This window comes from Kribbella sp., from assembly GCF_035687465.1.
In the GTDB taxonomy this organism is placed as follows: domain Bacteria; phylum Actinomycetota; class Actinomycetes; order Propionibacteriales; family Kribbellaceae; genus Kribbella.
The window spans coordinates 1-15,291 of record NZ_DASRXP010000361.1 but is presented as its reverse complement, the minus strand read 5'-3'; the positions used below and the strand labels follow the sequence as shown (position 1 = coordinate 15,291).

12 protein-coding genes are annotated in these 15,291 nt (G+C 67.9%); 3 read left to right on the top strand and 9 right to left on the bottom strand.

Annotated features, from left to right (window positions below):
- Positions 1-94: 94 nt before the first annotated feature.
- Complete coding sequence (locus tag VFG33_RS18880) at positions 95-2,149, bottom strand: vWA domain-containing protein (RefSeq protein ID WP_325054216.1); 2,055 nt, start codon at positions 2,147-2,149, stop codon at positions 95-97.
- Between the two features lie 136 nt (positions 2,150-2,285).
- Here VFG33_RS18880 and VFG33_RS18875 point away from each other — a divergent pair, with 136 nt between their 5' ends.
- The 3 genes from VFG33_RS18875 (at position 2,286) to VFG33_RS18865 (ending at position 4,435) form a co-directional block, all read left to right on the top strand.
- Complete coding sequence (locus tag VFG33_RS18875; protein WP_325054215.1) at positions 2,286-2,807, top strand: DNA-binding protein; 522 nt, start codon at positions 2,286-2,288, stop codon at positions 2,805-2,807.
- 81 nt (positions 2,808-2,888) lie between these two features.
- On the top strand, positions 2,889-3,602 hold the full coding sequence (locus tag VFG33_RS18870; RefSeq protein ID WP_325054214.1) for a polysaccharide deacetylase family protein: 714 nt from the start codon (positions 2,889-2,891) through the stop codon (positions 3,600-3,602).
- A gap of 116 nt (positions 3,603-3,718) precedes the next feature.
- Positions 3,719-4,435, top strand: coding sequence for a polysaccharide deacetylase family protein (locus VFG33_RS18865; RefSeq protein WP_325054213.1), 717 nt, complete (start codon positions 3,719-3,721; stop codon positions 4,433-4,435).
- Positions 4,436-4,669: 234 nt separating this feature from the next.
- Here VFG33_RS18865 and VFG33_RS18860 read toward each other — a convergent pair whose 3' ends face one another.
- The 8 genes from VFG33_RS18860 to VFG33_RS18825 form a co-directional block, all read right to left on the bottom strand.
- On the bottom strand, positions 4,670-5,419 hold the full coding sequence (locus VFG33_RS18860; RefSeq protein WP_325054217.1) for an HAD-IIA family hydrolase: 750 nt from the start codon (positions 5,417-5,419) through the stop codon (positions 4,670-4,672).
- A 131-nt stretch (positions 5,420-5,550) separates the two neighbouring features.
- Entirely contained in the window at positions 5,551-6,210 is a 660-nt protein-coding gene (gene rpe, locus VFG33_RS18855) for a ribulose-phosphate 3-epimerase (protein ID WP_325054212.1), read from the bottom strand.
- Positions 6,211-6,223: 13 nt separating this feature from the next.
- Complete coding sequence (locus VFG33_RS18850) at positions 6,224-6,955, bottom strand: cobalt-precorrin-6A reductase (protein ID WP_325054211.1); 732 nt, start codon at positions 6,953-6,955, stop codon at positions 6,224-6,226.
- A gap of 1 nt (position 6,956) precedes the next feature.
- Positions 6,957-7,700 carry a precorrin-4 C(11)-methyltransferase gene (gene cobM / locus VFG33_RS18845; RefSeq protein WP_325054210.1) on the bottom strand — a complete coding sequence of 248 codons (744 nt, stop codon included), beginning with the start codon at positions 7,698-7,700 and terminating at the stop codon, positions 6,957-6,959.
- The gene (gene cbiE / locus VFG33_RS18840) at positions 7,697-9,016 is read right to left on the bottom strand and encodes a precorrin-6y C5,15-methyltransferase (decarboxylating) subunit CbiE (protein WP_325054209.1); all 1,320 of its coding nucleotides are present in this window, start codon (positions 9,014-9,016) and stop codon (positions 7,697-7,699) included. Before cbiE ends, cobM begins: the two co-directional genes overlap by 4 nt.
- Positions 9,009-9,410 (bottom strand): pyridoxamine 5'-phosphate oxidase family protein, encoded by a 402-nt coding sequence (locus VFG33_RS18835; protein ID WP_325054208.1) that lies wholly within the window; start codon positions 9,408-9,410, stop codon positions 9,009-9,011. Before VFG33_RS18835 ends, cbiE begins: the two co-directional genes overlap by 8 nt.
- A gap of 87 nt (positions 9,411-9,497) precedes the next feature.
- Positions 9,498-13,451 carry a hypothetical protein gene (locus VFG33_RS18830; protein WP_325054207.1) on the bottom strand — a complete coding sequence of 1,318 codons (3,954 nt, stop codon included), beginning with the start codon at positions 13,449-13,451 and terminating at the stop codon, positions 9,498-9,500.
- Between the two features lie 162 nt (positions 13,452-13,613).
- Positions 13,614-15,212 (bottom strand): ABC transporter permease, encoded by a 1,599-nt coding sequence (locus tag VFG33_RS18825; protein WP_325054206.1) that lies wholly within the window; start codon positions 15,210-15,212, stop codon positions 13,614-13,616.
- Positions 15,213-15,291 lie beyond the last annotated feature (79 nt).

The following is a 15,291-nucleotide window of genomic DNA, read 5'->3' as shown; positions in this document are numbered from 1 at the left end:
CGAGTGCCGCCTGGTTGCTTCTGCGCTGATCGGCTGGTGAAACGACAACAAAGAGCCCGGACCGCTGGATGCGGTCCGGGCTCTTCTGTGGTGGTTAGGCGTGTGGTGGCTGGTTGCCGCCTGGGCCTTGGTGCGGGGGCTGGGCTGGGCCCTGGTTGGGGTTCTGCTGCCAGCCGGATTGCTGCGGGTACTGCTGGGGTGGGTACTGCTGCTGGTACCCACCGGTCGCGGCGGGTGCCGGCTTCTTGCGAAGGCGGAGGATGGCGAAGGCACCGAGCAGGGCCAGCAGTACGCCGCCTCCGCCGAGTCCCGCGATCAGCCCGATCGGCGTTCCATCGTCATCCGAGCTGCTGCCGTTGTCCTGCACCGGAGCGCCCGCTTCGGTCTTCTCGTCGGACGGCTGCGACGGCTCGTCCGTCGGGATCGGCGTCACCGAATCACCCGTGACCGGCGTCGCGCCATCCACGTACTCCGGCTTGCCGGCGCCCACCGTTCCCGGCAGGCCGACGGTCAGCGTCATCGGGAGCGTGAACCCCATGTCGTCGGTCTTCCTGGTCAACGAGACCACCAGGTAGTACTCCCCCGGCGTCGCAGTACCGGTGTCCTGGTTGTTCGCGCCGTCACGGTTCAGGTAGCGGATCTCCTTGGTGGTGATCGCTTGAGTGATGCCCCGCTTCGTCAGTACGCCGCGCTTGCCACCGGGCCCACCCGGCGCGCTCTTCGGGGAGACCGCGAACGCCTCCTCGCCGGTCGGGGAGATCACGGCCGTGTCGAGGTAGCGGATCCCGTTCACTGCCTCGGCGGTGGCCCCGGCGACCGGGGGCACGGTGACCTGCGCCTGAATCCGCTGTCCCCAGTCGGCCTTGATCTTGTAGATCTGCAACTCGCCCGGCATCAGGGTGGTCTTGTAGCTGCCCGGTACTACCACCGGGGCGTCCGGAAAGCTCGACCCCGGCACGATCTCGCGCGGAGCGGAGGTGGTCATCGGAGCCCAGGCCGGGTTGCCGGCCTCGGCCGGAAGGCTCTTGGTGTCGGAGACGGGCGGCTCCTCGTCGATCCGCAGCTCGAACGGAACATCCTTCAACTCCCGGAAGTCCTTACCGGGCTCGACCGACAACACCAACTGCTCGGCCGCGGCGCACTCTTCCTGCTTGTACTTCGACCAGCTCGACGCCGAGCCGGTCGCGAACCCCTGGTCACCGTCCTGGATTCTCGGGTACCCGCGCCCACAGTCCTCACCCTCGAGCGTCTTGAGGTGGACCTCCGTCTGGATGACCAGGCTGGTGGCATCCGAAGGACGCCGGAAGCTGACTCCCGCCCGCAGGGTCGACCCGGGGATCGTGCGCTTGATCAGGTAGTGCTTCGCCGCATCCTGGAGGTCGAACTTGTCCGAGTACAGGCCCGGGGCAACCACCGGCGCACCATCGGGCTGCGCGATCCCGTCGACCGGCGTACCGGAGAGCCGGAACGGACGGAACGCGCGGGTCGACAAACGATCCAGACCGGCTTCGAGGTCGGTGGTGGAGTCCGCGTCGTAGTAGTCGCCGCGACCCTCGCGAGCAACACACTGCAGTTGGCTGCGTGCCTTCGCGTTGACCCGGAACCCGACCACGTCGATCTTCAGATCGATGCCCTGCTTGGCGATCTCCTTCGCCACCACGCACGGGTCAGGCGCACACGTCGCCTCGCCGTCCGATACCAGCACGATCGTCCGCTGCCCGCTGGAGCCGAGGTCCTTCGCCGCCTGCTGCAGCGAGTATCCGATCGGCGTCTCGCCGTACGGCTTGTACTTCGCGATCGCGGCCTGCAGCGCGGGCCGGTTGTCGCTGCCGATCGGCACGCTCAGCTGGGTGTCGGTACAGGCGCCGGGCTGGCTCCGCTTGAACACGGTCGCGCCATAGACCCGTAGGCCGACCTCCGCGGTCGGAGGCAGCTTGCTCACCACCCGGGTCAGCGCGGTCCGGGCGGCCACGATCTTCGTCTGGCCGCCACCGGCGGGCTCCTTCATGGAGCCCGACGAGTCGAGCACCAGGACCAGCTTGCCTTTCTCGGGGTCGGCCTGCGCGGTACCGATCGACAGGCCGGCCAGCAGTACGGCCGCGATCAGGATCAGGGCCGCTGGGCGGCGGGCGCCCTGCGTTCGCATCATCGTTCGTCCTCCAGGTGGGATTCGCTATCGCAATCTTTGCAGTTTGCAATCGCGAATGTCAAGCCGCTTCGGTGCTGGATTTCAGGGTTCGCAAGTGCGAAGATGAGCCTCTCATCAGAGGGGGTCTCCAGCAGCGATGGATCAGACAGCGCACCACTTGCAACAACAGACCGAGCTGTACGGCGAGCCTCTCGGCGACCTGATGCGGCGGATCGGCGGCACCCTCGGGCTGACTCAGGCCCGGCTGGCGGAGGCGATCGGCCTGTCCGCACCGATGCTGTCGCAGTTGATGAGCGCCCAGCGGGTGAAGATCGGCAATCCCGCCGTCGTGTCCCGCCTGCACGCCCTGGACGAGCTCGCCATCCGGGTCGGCACCGACGGCCTCGAGCCGGCCGAGATCACCGCCGCCCTGGACCAGATCCGCGGGACCACCGGCGCCTTCACGAAATCGGTGCCGACGGCAAACATCGCGCGGCCGTCCGCGCGCACCGTAGTACGGGAGATCCAGGATCTGTTCCGCTCGGTCGCCTCGGCGGACGAGGTGCATCGGGCCGCCGACCTGATAGTTGCCCAGTCACCGAGTCTCGCCGAGTTGTTGCTCGTCTACGGCGCCGGGCGAACGGACGACGCAGTCGCACACTTCGAACGCCATCACTGACCGTCCCCGAGGTGAGGTCTGGCTTTTCGGGGGTTGTGCGGGGATGGTGAGGGTGGGCGTTGGAGCTCGTCTGGGGGACGCATGGTTCTTCGTTTGCCTGCCCGGGGCAACTGGTCCGGGCGCCTGATAGTCGCCGTACTCGCCATCGGGCTGCTCACCACCCTCGGGATCTCGGCGTCCGTCGCACCTCCGGACACCGTGAACCCTGTCGCTGACCAGGTCGCCGCGGCGCCGAAGTACGTCGTCCTCACCTTTGACGACGGGCCGCACCCGAAGTACACGACACAGATCCTCAGCCTCCTCTGGACCTACGGGGCCAAGGCAACCTTCTTCGAGATCGGCCAGAACGTGGCCCGCTACCCGGCTGTCACCAGGCGGGTCCACTGGCTCGGCCACAGCGTGCAGAGCCACACGTGGTCGCACCCGAACCTCCGGAACGTGTCCTGGGCGGCCTTCAAGTACCAGGTCCTCACCACAGACCGCTATATCCGCGCTCAGACCGGCTACACCCCGCGCTGCCTGCGACCGCCGTACGGCGCGGTGAACAGTCTCGTCTACAAGCGGGCAGCGAGCCTCGGCAAGACCGTTCGCCTGTGGACCGTCGACCCGCGTGACTGGTCCCGTCCTGGTGCTTCGGTGATCGCGAGCCGGGTGCTCGCGGGAGTGCGGAGTGGATCGGTGGTCCTGCTGCACGACGGCGGAGGCGATCGCAGCCAGACGGTTGCAGCGCTTCGGACGATCCTGAAGACCTTGAAGGCAAGGGGCTACGCGTTCTACTCGACTTGGTGCCGCTGATGCGTCCGGTATGCGTGGTAGTTGACGGGGCAACGGCGTGGGGGCTCGCATTTCGGGAGATCGCGCGGATGGTGGACGGGTGAGGTAGTGAGGCCACCCGACGCCCCGGGGGACGCATGGTTCTTCGTTTGACGCCCAGGGGCCGCCGCTTCGCCAGCGCGGCGGTCCTCGCATTGGTGATCGGCCTGATCACCACGATCACTATCGCCACGTCCTCCGCCAGAAAGCCGCCCGCCGGCCCGGCGGCGGCAGCACCGGTCGCGGCGGCTCCGCCGAAGTACGTGCTGCTGACTTTCGACGACGGTCCTGATCCGAAGTACACCCCGCAGATCCTCGACATCCTCGAGGCCTACGACGCGAAGGCGACGTTCTTCGAGGTCGGCCGGGAGATCGGCCGGCACCCGGAACTGACGCTCCGCATCCATCAACTCGGCCACAGCGTGCAGAACCACACGTGGACACACGCGGACCTCCGGGGCCTCTCCTGGATGACCTTCAAGGACCAGATCCAGTCGACCGACGAGGCCATCCGCGCCCAGACGGGCTACACCCCACGCTGCCTGCGACCGCCGTACGGCTCAGTGGACGCCGTGGTCACCAAGCGCGCCACCAGTCTCGGCAAGGAACTGGTCCTGTGGAAGATCGACTCACGCGACTGGACCCGCCCCGGCACGACGGAGATCGTGCGCCGCGCACTCACCGGAGTCCAGAACGGCTCGACCATCCTCTTCCACGACGGCGGCGGAAACCGCAGCCAGACAGTCGCCGCCCTCCCCCTCATCCTCAAAACCCTGAAATCCAAGGGCTACACCTTCCAATCCACCCACTGCTGACACCCACCCGCCGGGCCCCCACCACTCACCAACCTCGCCTGGTCAGCTCCAACCAAGCGGGCGGAGGGTGCGCTCCCGCGCAAAAAGGCAGGTTGGTGAGTGGTGGCGGTCCGGTCAGCCCGGCGGATGACCAGCACGCCACCTACTTCACCCCGGATAACAGGCGCCACGCTCACAAAGGCGTGCTGGGTCAGGATGCGCGGCTCTGGGTTCGGACAGGTGTGGATGGGGGGATCAGAGGGCGGTGATGAGGGGGACTACGTCGGCGATGGATTCGACGATTCGGGTGGGGCGGTAGGGGAAGCGGTCGACCTCGTGTTCGCCGGTTGAGCCTGAGAGGACCAGGATGCTGCGGAGGCCCGCCTCGAGGCCGCTGACGATGTCGGTGTCCATCCGGTCGCCGATCATCACGCTCGTCTCGGAGTGGGCCTCGATGCGGTTCAATGCGCTTCGCATCATCAGCGGGTTCGGCTTGCCGACGAAGTACGGCGCTACGCCCGTGGCCCGGGTGATCAGCGCGGCGACGGATCCAGTCGCCGGGAGAGGTCCTTCGGTGGACGGGCCGGTCGGGTCCGGGTTGGTCGCCAGGAACCGGGCGCCGGCCGTGATCAACCGGATCGCCCTGGTGATCGCCTCGAACGAGTACGTCCGCGTCTCGCCGAGCACCACATAGTCCGGCGCCCGCTCGGTCAGCACGAACCCGATCTCGTGCAGCGCCGTGGTGAGACCCGCCTCACCGATCACGTACGCCGTACCGCCGGGTCGTTGGTCATCCAGGAACTGCGCGGTCGCGAGCGCGGACGTCCAGATCGCCTGCTCGGGCACATCGATGCCCCCGGCAAGCAACCGGGCGCGGAGGTCCCGCGGGGTGAAGATCGAGTTGTTCGTCAGCACCAGGAACTTCTTCCCCGACGCCTGCAAGGTCGCGATGAACTCGGAGGCGCCCGGAATGGCGCGCTCCTCGTGCACCAGCACGCCGTCCATGTCCGTCAGCCAGCTCTCCACCGGCTTGTGCTCCGTCACGCGCACCTCTCAGGTCTCGGCAACGGTGCTCCGAGCAACCAAAGCCCGCTGACAGCTGGTAGTGCATCCACGCCACATGCTAGTGCGCCGTCTCAGCTTGCGTCGGCGGCCAGGGTGCGGAGTTTTTCGACCATGAGGTTGGGGTCGTCGGCGGAGTAGACGGCTGAGCCGGCGACGAAGACGTCGGCGCCTGCTTCAGCGCAGCGTTCGATGGTTTCGGCGGAGACGCCGCCGTCGATCTGGATCCAGATGTCGAGGCCGTGCTTGGCGACCAGGTCGCGGGTCCGGCGGATCTTCGGCAGGCAGATATCGAGGAACTTCTGGCCCCCGAACCCGGGCTCGACCGTCATGATCAGCACCATGTCCAGCTCGGACAGGATGTCCTCGTACGGCTCGATCGGCGTGGCCGGCTTCAGCGCCATCGAGGCCCGCGCGCCCTTCGCCCGGATCTCCCGCGCGGTCCGGATCGGCGCCTGGCACGCCTCGATGTGGAAGGTGACGCTCGAAGCACCCGCCTCGACGTACCCGGGCGCCCACCGGTCCGGATCCTCGATCATCAAGTGGCAGTCGATCGGCATCGGGGCCGCCTTGACCAGCGACTCGACCACCGGCACGCCAAGGGTGAGGTTGGGGACGAAATGGTTGTCCATCACGTCGACGTGCAACCAGTCCGCGTTCGACACCTTGGCGGCCTCGTCGGCGAGCCGGGCGAAATCAGCGGTCAGGATGCTCGGTGCGATCTGAATACCCATGGGACCCGCGAGTCTACCGACGCTCCCGCAGCCACCGGACGACCTGGTCCACCTCTTCGACCACGTCGACCCCAGCAGGCACCGGCGGCCGCCGCACGATCACCACCGGTACACCCAGCGCGCGAGCAGCCTCCAGCTTGGCCGAAGTCATGTCCCCACCGCTGTCTTTGGTCACCAGTACGTCGATCCGCTGGGCCCGCAGCAGATCCAGCTCAGGCTGAAGCGAGTAGGGCCCTCGAGACAGGATCAGCTCACACCACGACGGCCGCGGTTCCGGCGCGTCCACACACCGCGCCAGCATCCACACTCCTACCTCGGCGAACGCGTCCAGCTCCTGCCGCCCGATCGTCAAGAAGGCGCGAGCACCAACGGATGGCAGTACGGCAGCAGCTTCGTCGGTCGACCCAACCCACACCCACCGGTCACCCAGCTGCTCACGCCACCCCGCACGTCGCAGTACGAGCAAAGGCAGTCCAACCGCCCGCGTCGCCTCCACCGCATGCTCGGTAATCGTCGCCGCGAACGGATGAGTGGCGTCAACCACACAGTCCACCTTGTTGTCTCGCAGCCAAGCCGTCAGCCCGTCGACCCCACCAAAGCCACCCAGCCGTACCTCACCGTCCGGCACCCGAGCCTCCGCCGTCCGCCCAGCCAGCGAGGACACCACAGACAACCCCGGCTCGTCCGCGAGCGCGTCAGCCAACTGCCGCGCCTCACCGGTCCCGCCGAGCAGTAATACCTTCACCTCAGTGCCGAGCGCGGGTGGTCGAGTAGAGGTGGCTGTCGCGGAAGTTCTCGGCGGCGAGGACCTTGCCGACGACGATCACCGCGGTGCGCAGTACGCCGGCTTCGTGGACCTGCTCGGCGATGTCGGCGAGGGTGCCACGGAGGATCACCTCGTCGTCGCGGGAGGCCCGGGCGACGACGGCGACCGGGCAGTCGTCGCCGTAGCTCGGGGTGAGTTCCTCAACCAGGCGGTCGATGTGCTGGACCGCGAGGTGCAGGACGATCGTGCTGCGGCTGGCGCCGAGGGTGGTGAGGTCCTCGCCGGGCGGCATCGCGGTGGCGCGGGCGGCGATCCGGGTCAGGATCACCGTCTGGCCGACCTCGGGGACCGTCAGTTCGCGCTTGAGCGAAGCCGCTGCTGCTGCGAACGCCGGTACGCCGGGCGTCACGTCGTACGGGATCCCGAGTGCGTCGAGCCGGCGCATTTGCTCGGCCATCGCGCTGAAGACCGAGGGGTCGCCCGAGTGCAGGCGAGCCACGTCTTCGCCGGCGGCGTGAGCACTCTGCAGCTCCCCCACGATCTCGTCGAGGTTCAGCTGCGCGGTGTCGATCTTGCGGGCACCGGGAGGGCAGTGGTCGAGGAGCTCCACCGGCACCAGCGCACCGGCGTACAGGCAGACCGGTGAAGCGGCGATCAGGTCGCGGCCGCGGACGGTGATCAGGTCGGCCGCGCCCGGTCCCGCGCCGATGAAGTGGACGGTCACTTGGTCACGCTCCAGATCGTCACGGGCATCGCGGGACGCCATCCGGTCATGCCGCCGACGGGCGAGGCGCGCTGGACCGACAGGCGGACCAGGTCGCCGCCGAGCTCGGCGTACCACTTCGCGATCAGCGCCTCGGTCTCCAGCGTCACGCCGTTGACGACCAGCCGACCGCCGCTCCTGAGCGCGTTCCAGCAGGTCTCGATCACCCCGGGAACCGTCGCGCCGCCGCCGACGAACACCGCGTCCGGCGCCTCAAGCTCGGCCAGGTCGTCCGGCGCCTCGCCGACAACCGTCCGTACTGCGACGCCAAGGCTCGCCGCGTTCCGGTCGAGCCGCTTGGCGCGATCGGGGTCGCGCTCGATCGCCACCGCGCGACAGGTCGGGTGATGCCGCAGCCACTCGATCGCGATGCTGCCCGCGCCGCCGCCAACGTCCCACAGCAACTGCCCCGGCACCGGCGCCAGCCGCGACAACGTGACCGCCCGGACCTCCCGCTTGGTCAGCTGCCCATCACTCTCGTACGCCGAATCCGGCAACCCGGGCGACGTCGGCAGCAAAGGCGCACCGATCCCCGCCTGGCAGAGCACCCCGATCACGTTGAGCGCGTCGACCTCGTCGTTCCACGCGTCAGCGCGGGACGTCCTGACCCGCTCGTCCGTCGAACCCAGTTGCTCGAGCACGGTGAATTCACTCGCGCCATAACCCCGCTGAGTCAAGGCCGCTGCGACCTCCGCCGGGGTGTGAGCACCCCAACTCAGTACTACGAGACGCCGGCCCGGCTGGATCTGTGGATGCACGAGTTCGAGGGGATGCCCGACCAGGCTGATCACCTCGACCTGGTCCTGCGGCCAACCGAGCCGCGCACACGCCAGCGACACACTCGACGGATGCGGAATCACCCGCACAGCAGCCGCACCGAGCAACCTGGCCAGAGTCGTCCCGATCCCGTGGAAGGTCGGGTCGCCACTCGCCAGCACGCAGATCCTCTGCCCACGATGAGCCGCGAGCAGCCCTGGCAACGACTCTGACAACGGCGAAGGCCAAGCAATCCTCTCCTGCCGCCGGCTCGCTCGCTCTTGCCGCCCGCTTCCTCGCTCGTGGTGCCCGCTATCGTCACCGGGCTGCTCGCCTTCGGGCACCAGCGCCAACTGCCGAGCGCTCCCCATCAGCACGTCGGCGGACTCGATCGCCTGCCGCGCCGGCTGCGACAACCCCTCCCAGCCATCCGCCCCGATCCCCACAACGGTCAACGGCTCAGCACTCCGCGCCGCCTCGACCAGCGGTTGAAAGGCAGCGCCCCTCGCCGGCTCAGGCATTGCCCAGCACCTTGGTCACGGTGATCTCGATAACCACCCGCTGCGGATTGACCCGGGGCTGCCGGTACCGCTCGGCGTACCGGCGCTCCGCATCGGCCACCCGCTCGGGATCGTCGCTCACGATCGCCCGCCCCTCGCGCGTGGACCAGCGTCGCCCGTCCGTCTGATTCACCGCGACAGCCGCCCCCTCCGGCCCCGCCGCCCGAACCAGCCGCGCCTTGTGCGAAGTCCCCGAGCAGATCACCCGCGCGATCCCCGTCTTCACATCCAAAGTCACCCCGACCGGCACCGAATGCACAGTCCCATCCCCCCGAACCGTACTCAGCACCCCCAGCTGCCGCTCCGTCCAGAAGTCGACAAACCCCCCGGACAACTCACTCAGCGGTAGCAGCACCCCCCGATCGTAGTCAGCCCCCACCAACCCAACCCGCCCGGGAGTTGTCCGGGCGGGCCGTTGCTGTGGTGGCCGGACCCCGTCAGGTCAGGCGCTGACTGTGCGCGCTGCGCTCGACGCCCGACCTGGGTTGTGCCCGGTCCGCACGCACGTGACAGCGACGTACAGGCTCTTCTTTGCCATGGCAGTCGTGAGCAGCAGGGTCGAGCGCGTCGCGCCTCCGACGGCCTTGCCGGCCGAGTACCACTGATACGCGTACGAGGTGCAGCCCGGCGACCAGGTGCCGACCGAGACTCCGACGGTTCGCTTCGCCTGGACTGTCCCGGTGACTGCAGGAGCCTTCGTCGCCTTCGACGCGACACCCCGCGCCACCACCACGGCCGCCGAGGTCGCTGTCGTGCTGGCGGAACCTGCCCTCGACGCAGTCACAGTGACGCTCAGCTTGTGCCCGAGCCGGGCCGCCGGCACCAGGTACGTCGAACCCGTCGCACCGCTGATCGCCACGCCGTTGTCACGCCACTGGTACTTCGCACTGGTGGCCGCTGGCGACCAGGTTCCCGGGTTCGACTTCACCGTCACCCCGACCTGCACCGGACCAACCATCGCCGGTGCCTTCGTCATCGCCAGCGGCTTGGGCGTCACCGTGAACGCCTTCGCCAACGTCGCCGACTTCCCCGCGAACGACGTCACCACAACATCACGCACACCAGCAGGTGCCGTCCCCAGCAGGAATCCCACAGTCGCCGTGGTCCGATCCGCCGACACCGACGTCACCCTCCCGGTCACCGCTGGCATCCCGGCCGCCGTCAACCGCACCACGTCCTTCAGATGCAGCGAAGTCCCCTTCAGCGTCACGCCGATCGCACTACCGACCACCGCAGCCTTCGGCGTCACGCTCTGAACGCCAAACACCGCCCCACCACACAATGGCGTCTCACAGACCCCTGTCACCTTGAACTTCAAGGCTGACGTCTGTGATTCGGGAAGGCTGAGTAACAAGACCTGAGCTGCCGCGGTGTCAGCGCCGTCGCAGCTGAACGCCCCACCTGGGGTACTGGACCAGCAACTCTGGATACCCGACGTGGTCCAACCGTTGAGAGTCGGCGAGGGTCCATCGACGACCTGGTTGCTGGCGTCACCGGTGACGCGTTCGTACCGGCCCTGCTGGAACGTCACGCACGCATTGGGCTTGGTGCTGGTGACCTCACCAGTCAGTGGACCGAAACCATAGGCAACCGACGGGGACTTCGTACACTCCGCGGCTGGCCCCGCCGCAGTAGAGAGCCGAGCCGTCTCCAAGGAGAAAGATCCCGCCGGGCCGAAGTCCGGGTCGTTCCACACAACCACCTGGTAACCCGCCGATCCGCGAGCCACGCAGCGCATCTCCCCGAAGGTCTTGCACTGCGGCTCACCGGACAGCTTCAGGACGGCGGCACCGATGCCGTTGGCCGCGTCGCGCGTGTTGACGACGAACTGGTCCGTGGCGGCACCCGGGACCTTGAAGCAGCGCAGAGCCGAGGCGTCCGCGATCGTCCCGGTTCCCGAGATAGCACCAACCGCAGTCGAGCCTACGGTCGTGCATCCACGAGCCGTAGACGTGATGTCCCGTCGCGCCACCCGATAGCCGGCGGTCACTTCACTGCCGACGAAGAGGACCGTATAGGCCTTGCCGGCATCCATCTGGCAGAAGGTGAATTCGGCAGCACCCGTCTCGCCCACGCACCGCTGGCCGGCGTCATCCGCCGCCCTGATGAAGGCGCGCGCGGAGCCCGCGGATCCCGTCCGGGCGTACTGGAAGGCCTCGTGCGCACTGTGACCGGACGCTGGGACGACAAAGCACTTGCTGAACTTCTCGGGAGTCAGAGCCACGGCCGAACCGCCGGTCGTGGTGAAGTCGCTCTGCGGCAACGTCTGGCACCCGGTCGTGGTGTCCATCCGCGGAACGGCCAGACGGTAGGCGTTGCCCTCCTGGTACGGAGCCCGATGGATCAAGGCCCGGAAAGGCGCCGTGCCCGTGAGCTTGCAGACCGGCGGCTCGACCAACCACCCCCATGAGCAGATCGAGGCACCAGTGGCATCCTTGATGTCACCTTCGCTGACCCTTTGCCCGGTCGGCTCGACCGGCACCACCTCGGCGCCGGCAGGAGACGCGAGGGTGACGCAGTCGTACTGGCTGGTCCCTGCAAAGGTTCCGGTGTGCGCGGCGAAACTATCGGCTGCCTGAGCAACACATCCATCGGTCGAAGTCAGCGGGAAGATCGCGATCCGCTCAGCGGCACCAGCCACGAAGGTGTACTTACCCGGTTCGAGCTGGCAGTGCAGCAGATTGTCGCAGCGCTCGAGCCCGTCCGCGCCATAGGCTCCCCGGCTGCCTTCGGCCTCGCTGCTGGTCCGGCCGTCGATCCGGTAGGTACTCGCAGTCCCGACCGTCAGCTCGCGGCACCGGCTGCCGGCTGGTGCCGTCGGCGCCGCCGCACCGAAACTGGTGGTTCCGGTCGGCGTGCAGCCGACCGGGTTCGACAGCCTGCCGATGGTCAGCGAGTAGTCCGTTGACGCCACGCCGGGGTAGAGCTCGGAGAGCACCCGGAAAGGGCTGGTCCCCGCGAGCAGGCAGCCGTCATGGTCGAAGTCGGTCACACAGGCCGTTGCACCCGAGCTATCCACGATCCTCGTCTTCGCCGCGGATCCGCCGCCGGAAGTATCGGAGCGGGCGAGGATCCGATCCCCTGCCTGGGCGTCGATCGGCTGGCAGTCGAGGGATACCGGAGACTCACCGACTTTCTGCAGCAAGGGCAGCGCCCAGCTGGTGCCGACCTGGTCTGCACAGCCGGCGGAGCTGCCGAGGGCAATTGCCGAAAGGTGGAAAGTGAGTCCCTCTTCGCCGTACGCATTGTCGAGCAAGACGGTGTAGGTGCCCGCAGGCAGATCGCAACTGTCGCCATCTGACGGCGATCCACACTGCGCCTGTCCGGCCTGGTCGTAGATCTCGCGCTGCACAGACTCCGCCGTACCTGACCCCGGCGTATAGCGGATCGAGTGCAGGCCCGCGTTTGTCGTGATCGAGCGGCACGTCGTTTGCCCGAGCGGCAGAGTCCCCGTCGCCACCGCAGCACCCGGGTCCCCGAACGGTGCGAGCGGCAGCGCAGTACAGCCGACCGGAGAGTTCAACCGAGCCAGGTGCAAGGTGTAGCTAGGGTTCTGGCCGTTCAACGCTGTGACCAAGGCCCGGTACGGCGCATCGCCGGTCAATGTGCAACGGCTGCCGATCCACCAGTCGACCTGGCACACCTCGCTACCCGCGACGTCGTAGACCTTCGCGGCGCTGACCGCGGGGCCGAAGCGCAGTACGTCGCCTGCGGTGCCGCCGAACTGGAAGCAGTCGCCGACCATCCCCACAGGAAGTTCGCCGGGCTTGCCAGCTGCCGCCGGCGAGAGATCCGCCGCGCTCAGTGCCTGACAACTCGAGCCAAGAAGGGAAGCAGCCGACAGCTTGTAGTCCCCGGTGTTATAGGTGCCGGTCACCGTCAACGTGTACGAACCGACCGCACCGAGTTCGCAGCGGGTCAGCGAACGAAAGATCTCGCACGACCCGTCATGTCCTGCGAGCGTGGCGACGACGCCAAAGTCCTCGTTCGTCACGGTGAACCGCACCAGCACGGACTCCTGGGGGACCGTTGTGGTCACGGAGTAGGTGTCGGTCTCACCGTCGGAGATGGAATCGCAGGAGATCACGGTCGACCAGGCAAGCGCACCTCCGCAGGTTTCCACGGCCTTCGCGGCGTTCTTGGCCGGCCTCGTCAGGTCTGGAGCCGCTGGCCTGCTGTCCACCGGTTCCTTCGGCTGGTTCTTGTCAGGGGTGGGCTTTCCAGCCTCGGAGGGCGCCGCCGGCTCGACACTGCCTGATGTGATGTCGGGAGGACCGGCGGCCGTCGCGGGCGTTGCCTGCAGCACGGAGCCGAGTAGAGCGATGGCGGCGGTGCAAAGAACGATCGCCCGGGACCACTTGGGCGTGCGGCGGCGCACGGCGAACTTGGCTGTCAAAGGTCCTCCCCAGATGCTCACCCCGAGCGGGCGGAGCCTAACAGCAGGTGGGGACAACCCGCGATGAAGTTGCATGTTGTTGCAACCAGGACAGCCCGCCCGGGAACATCCGGGCGGGCCGTGCTGTGGTGGCGGTCCCCTCAGGCCGGCACCTGGTCAGAGTCAGCCGATGTCTCGGCGGCGGAAGGTTGTTAGGCCCGTCAAGGCCAGGGCTGCGGCTATGGCGGCTAGCCAGATGACTGGGGCGGCTGTGAAGTCGCCGCCTGGGAGGCGGGGGGTGTGGGCGTACGGCGAGATGTCCATCAAGCCCTGCGGGAGGTCGAAGATCGGGCCGAACTGGCCGAGCAGGACGAAGGCTACGAACAGGCCCCAGGCTGCTGTGATGAGTTTCGGGGCCAGGCCGAACAGGAGCACCACGAGGGCCGTGACCAGCCAGATCGCCGGGAGTTGGATCGCGGCAGCGGCCAGCATGCGGGGTACTTGGCTGCCCATATTGTCCAGGGAGGCGCCGCTCGAGATTCCCGAGCCGAGGCCGCCGAGCATGATCAGTACTCCGGTGCCGAACAGCGCCATCGCCACGTGGCTCCCCAGCCAGCGGGCGCGGGTGACTCCGGTTGCCAGCAGTGGTTCGGCTCGCAGCGCGGTCTCCTCGGAGCGGAGGCGGAGTGCAGCCTGGATGCCGTACGCCGACGCCAGCAGCCCGAGGATCCCCATCTCGGCGGAGAGGAACGAGTCGGTGAGGCCGCTCACGCCACCGAGCTTCTCCACCAGGTCCTTGGCGCTCTGACTGCTGACGAAACCGTCGACGTCACTCGCGATGTTGCCCACGACGAACCCGAGTAGCAGGAAGCCGAATCCCCGGCCGTACAACGATCCCCGGTGCAACCGCCACGCCAGAGCGAGCGGGGAGCGCAGCGAGGGCGCCGCGGTCGCTGGACCCGGGCGAGGCCGGATAAGGCCCGCCCCGACGTCCCGCCGCCGGATCAACGCGAACGCCGCACTGACCAGAACCACCATCAGCGCAAGTGGAGCCAGTACTACGAGGAAGCGGTCCCCCGCGTACGGGCGGATCTGCTGCGCCCAGCCGATCGGCGACAACCACGAGATCCAGCGCGCGCCCCCTTCCGAAGCGGAGTCGCCGAGCGCCCGGAGTACATAACTGACTCCCAGGGCCACGGCGATCAGGCCGTTCGCGGTCCGAGCGCCTTCCGTCACCTGGGCAGCGACCGCGGCGACGGCTGCGAACGCGAGACCGGCGGCGGCCCAGGTGAGCCCGAAGGCGAAGGATCCAGACGCGGGCAATCCCACGCCGATCAAGCTCAAAGCGGTCAACAGACCGAGTACCAGCACAGTCGAGACGGACACGATCAGGGCAGATGTCAGAGCCGCGTACCGGCCGAGTACGCCCGCGCTGAGCAGCTCGAGGCGCCCCGTCTCCTCCTCGGTCCGGGTGTGCCGGACCACGAGGAGTGCGGCCAGCAGGCCGACCAACAGCGCGCCGAACGAGGTCAGCTTGAACAGCGACACCTCTCCCAGCGAGGTGGGATCGAAAATCCTGCCGTACAGGGAGACCAGCGCCGGCGATGAGTTGGACGTCTCCGCCGCCGAAACGCGGTCCTGCACCTCCGGGTACAACGAGATGGACGCCTGTGCCGAGCTCGCCGCCATCCCGACGAACACCAGGATCCAGACCGGCACGATTACCCGGTCACGCCGGAGAGCGAGCCGTACGAGGGTCGAAGTACCAGCGAAATCGTTCATCGGACAGCCCCGACAGGCTCGGGTGCGACAGCGTCGTCCTCGTAGTGGCGCAGGAAGAGCTCCTCCAGCGTCGGGGGCT

Coding starts and splice junctions, on each gene's coding strand:
- VFG33_RS18880 (WP_325054216.1), bottom strand. CDS start 2,149: ATGATGCGAACGCAGGGCGCCCGCCGCCCAGCGGCCCTGATCCTGATC.
- VFG33_RS18875 (WP_325054215.1), top strand. CDS start 2,286: ATGGATCAGACAGCGCACCACTTGCAACAACAGACCGAGCTGTACGGC.
- VFG33_RS18870 (WP_325054214.1), top strand. CDS start 2,889: ATGGTTCTTCGTTTGCCTGCCCGGGGCAACTGGTCCGGGCGCCTGATA.
- VFG33_RS18865 (WP_325054213.1), top strand. CDS start 3,719: ATGGTTCTTCGTTTGACGCCCAGGGGCCGCCGCTTCGCCAGCGCGGCG.
- VFG33_RS18860 (WP_325054217.1), bottom strand. CDS start 5,419: ATGGACGGCGTGCTGGTGCACGAGGAGCGCGCCATTCCGGGCGCCTCC.
- rpe (WP_325054212.1), bottom strand. CDS start 6,210: ATGGGTATTCAGATCGCACCGAGCATCCTGACCGCTGATTTCGCCCGG.
- cbiE (WP_325054209.1), bottom strand. CDS start 9,016: ATGCCTGAGCCGGCGAGGGGCGCTGCCTTTCAACCGCTGGTCGAGGCG.
- VFG33_RS18825 (WP_325054206.1), bottom strand. CDS start 15,212: ATGAACGATTTCGCTGGTACTTCGACCCTCGTACGGCTCGCTCTCCGG.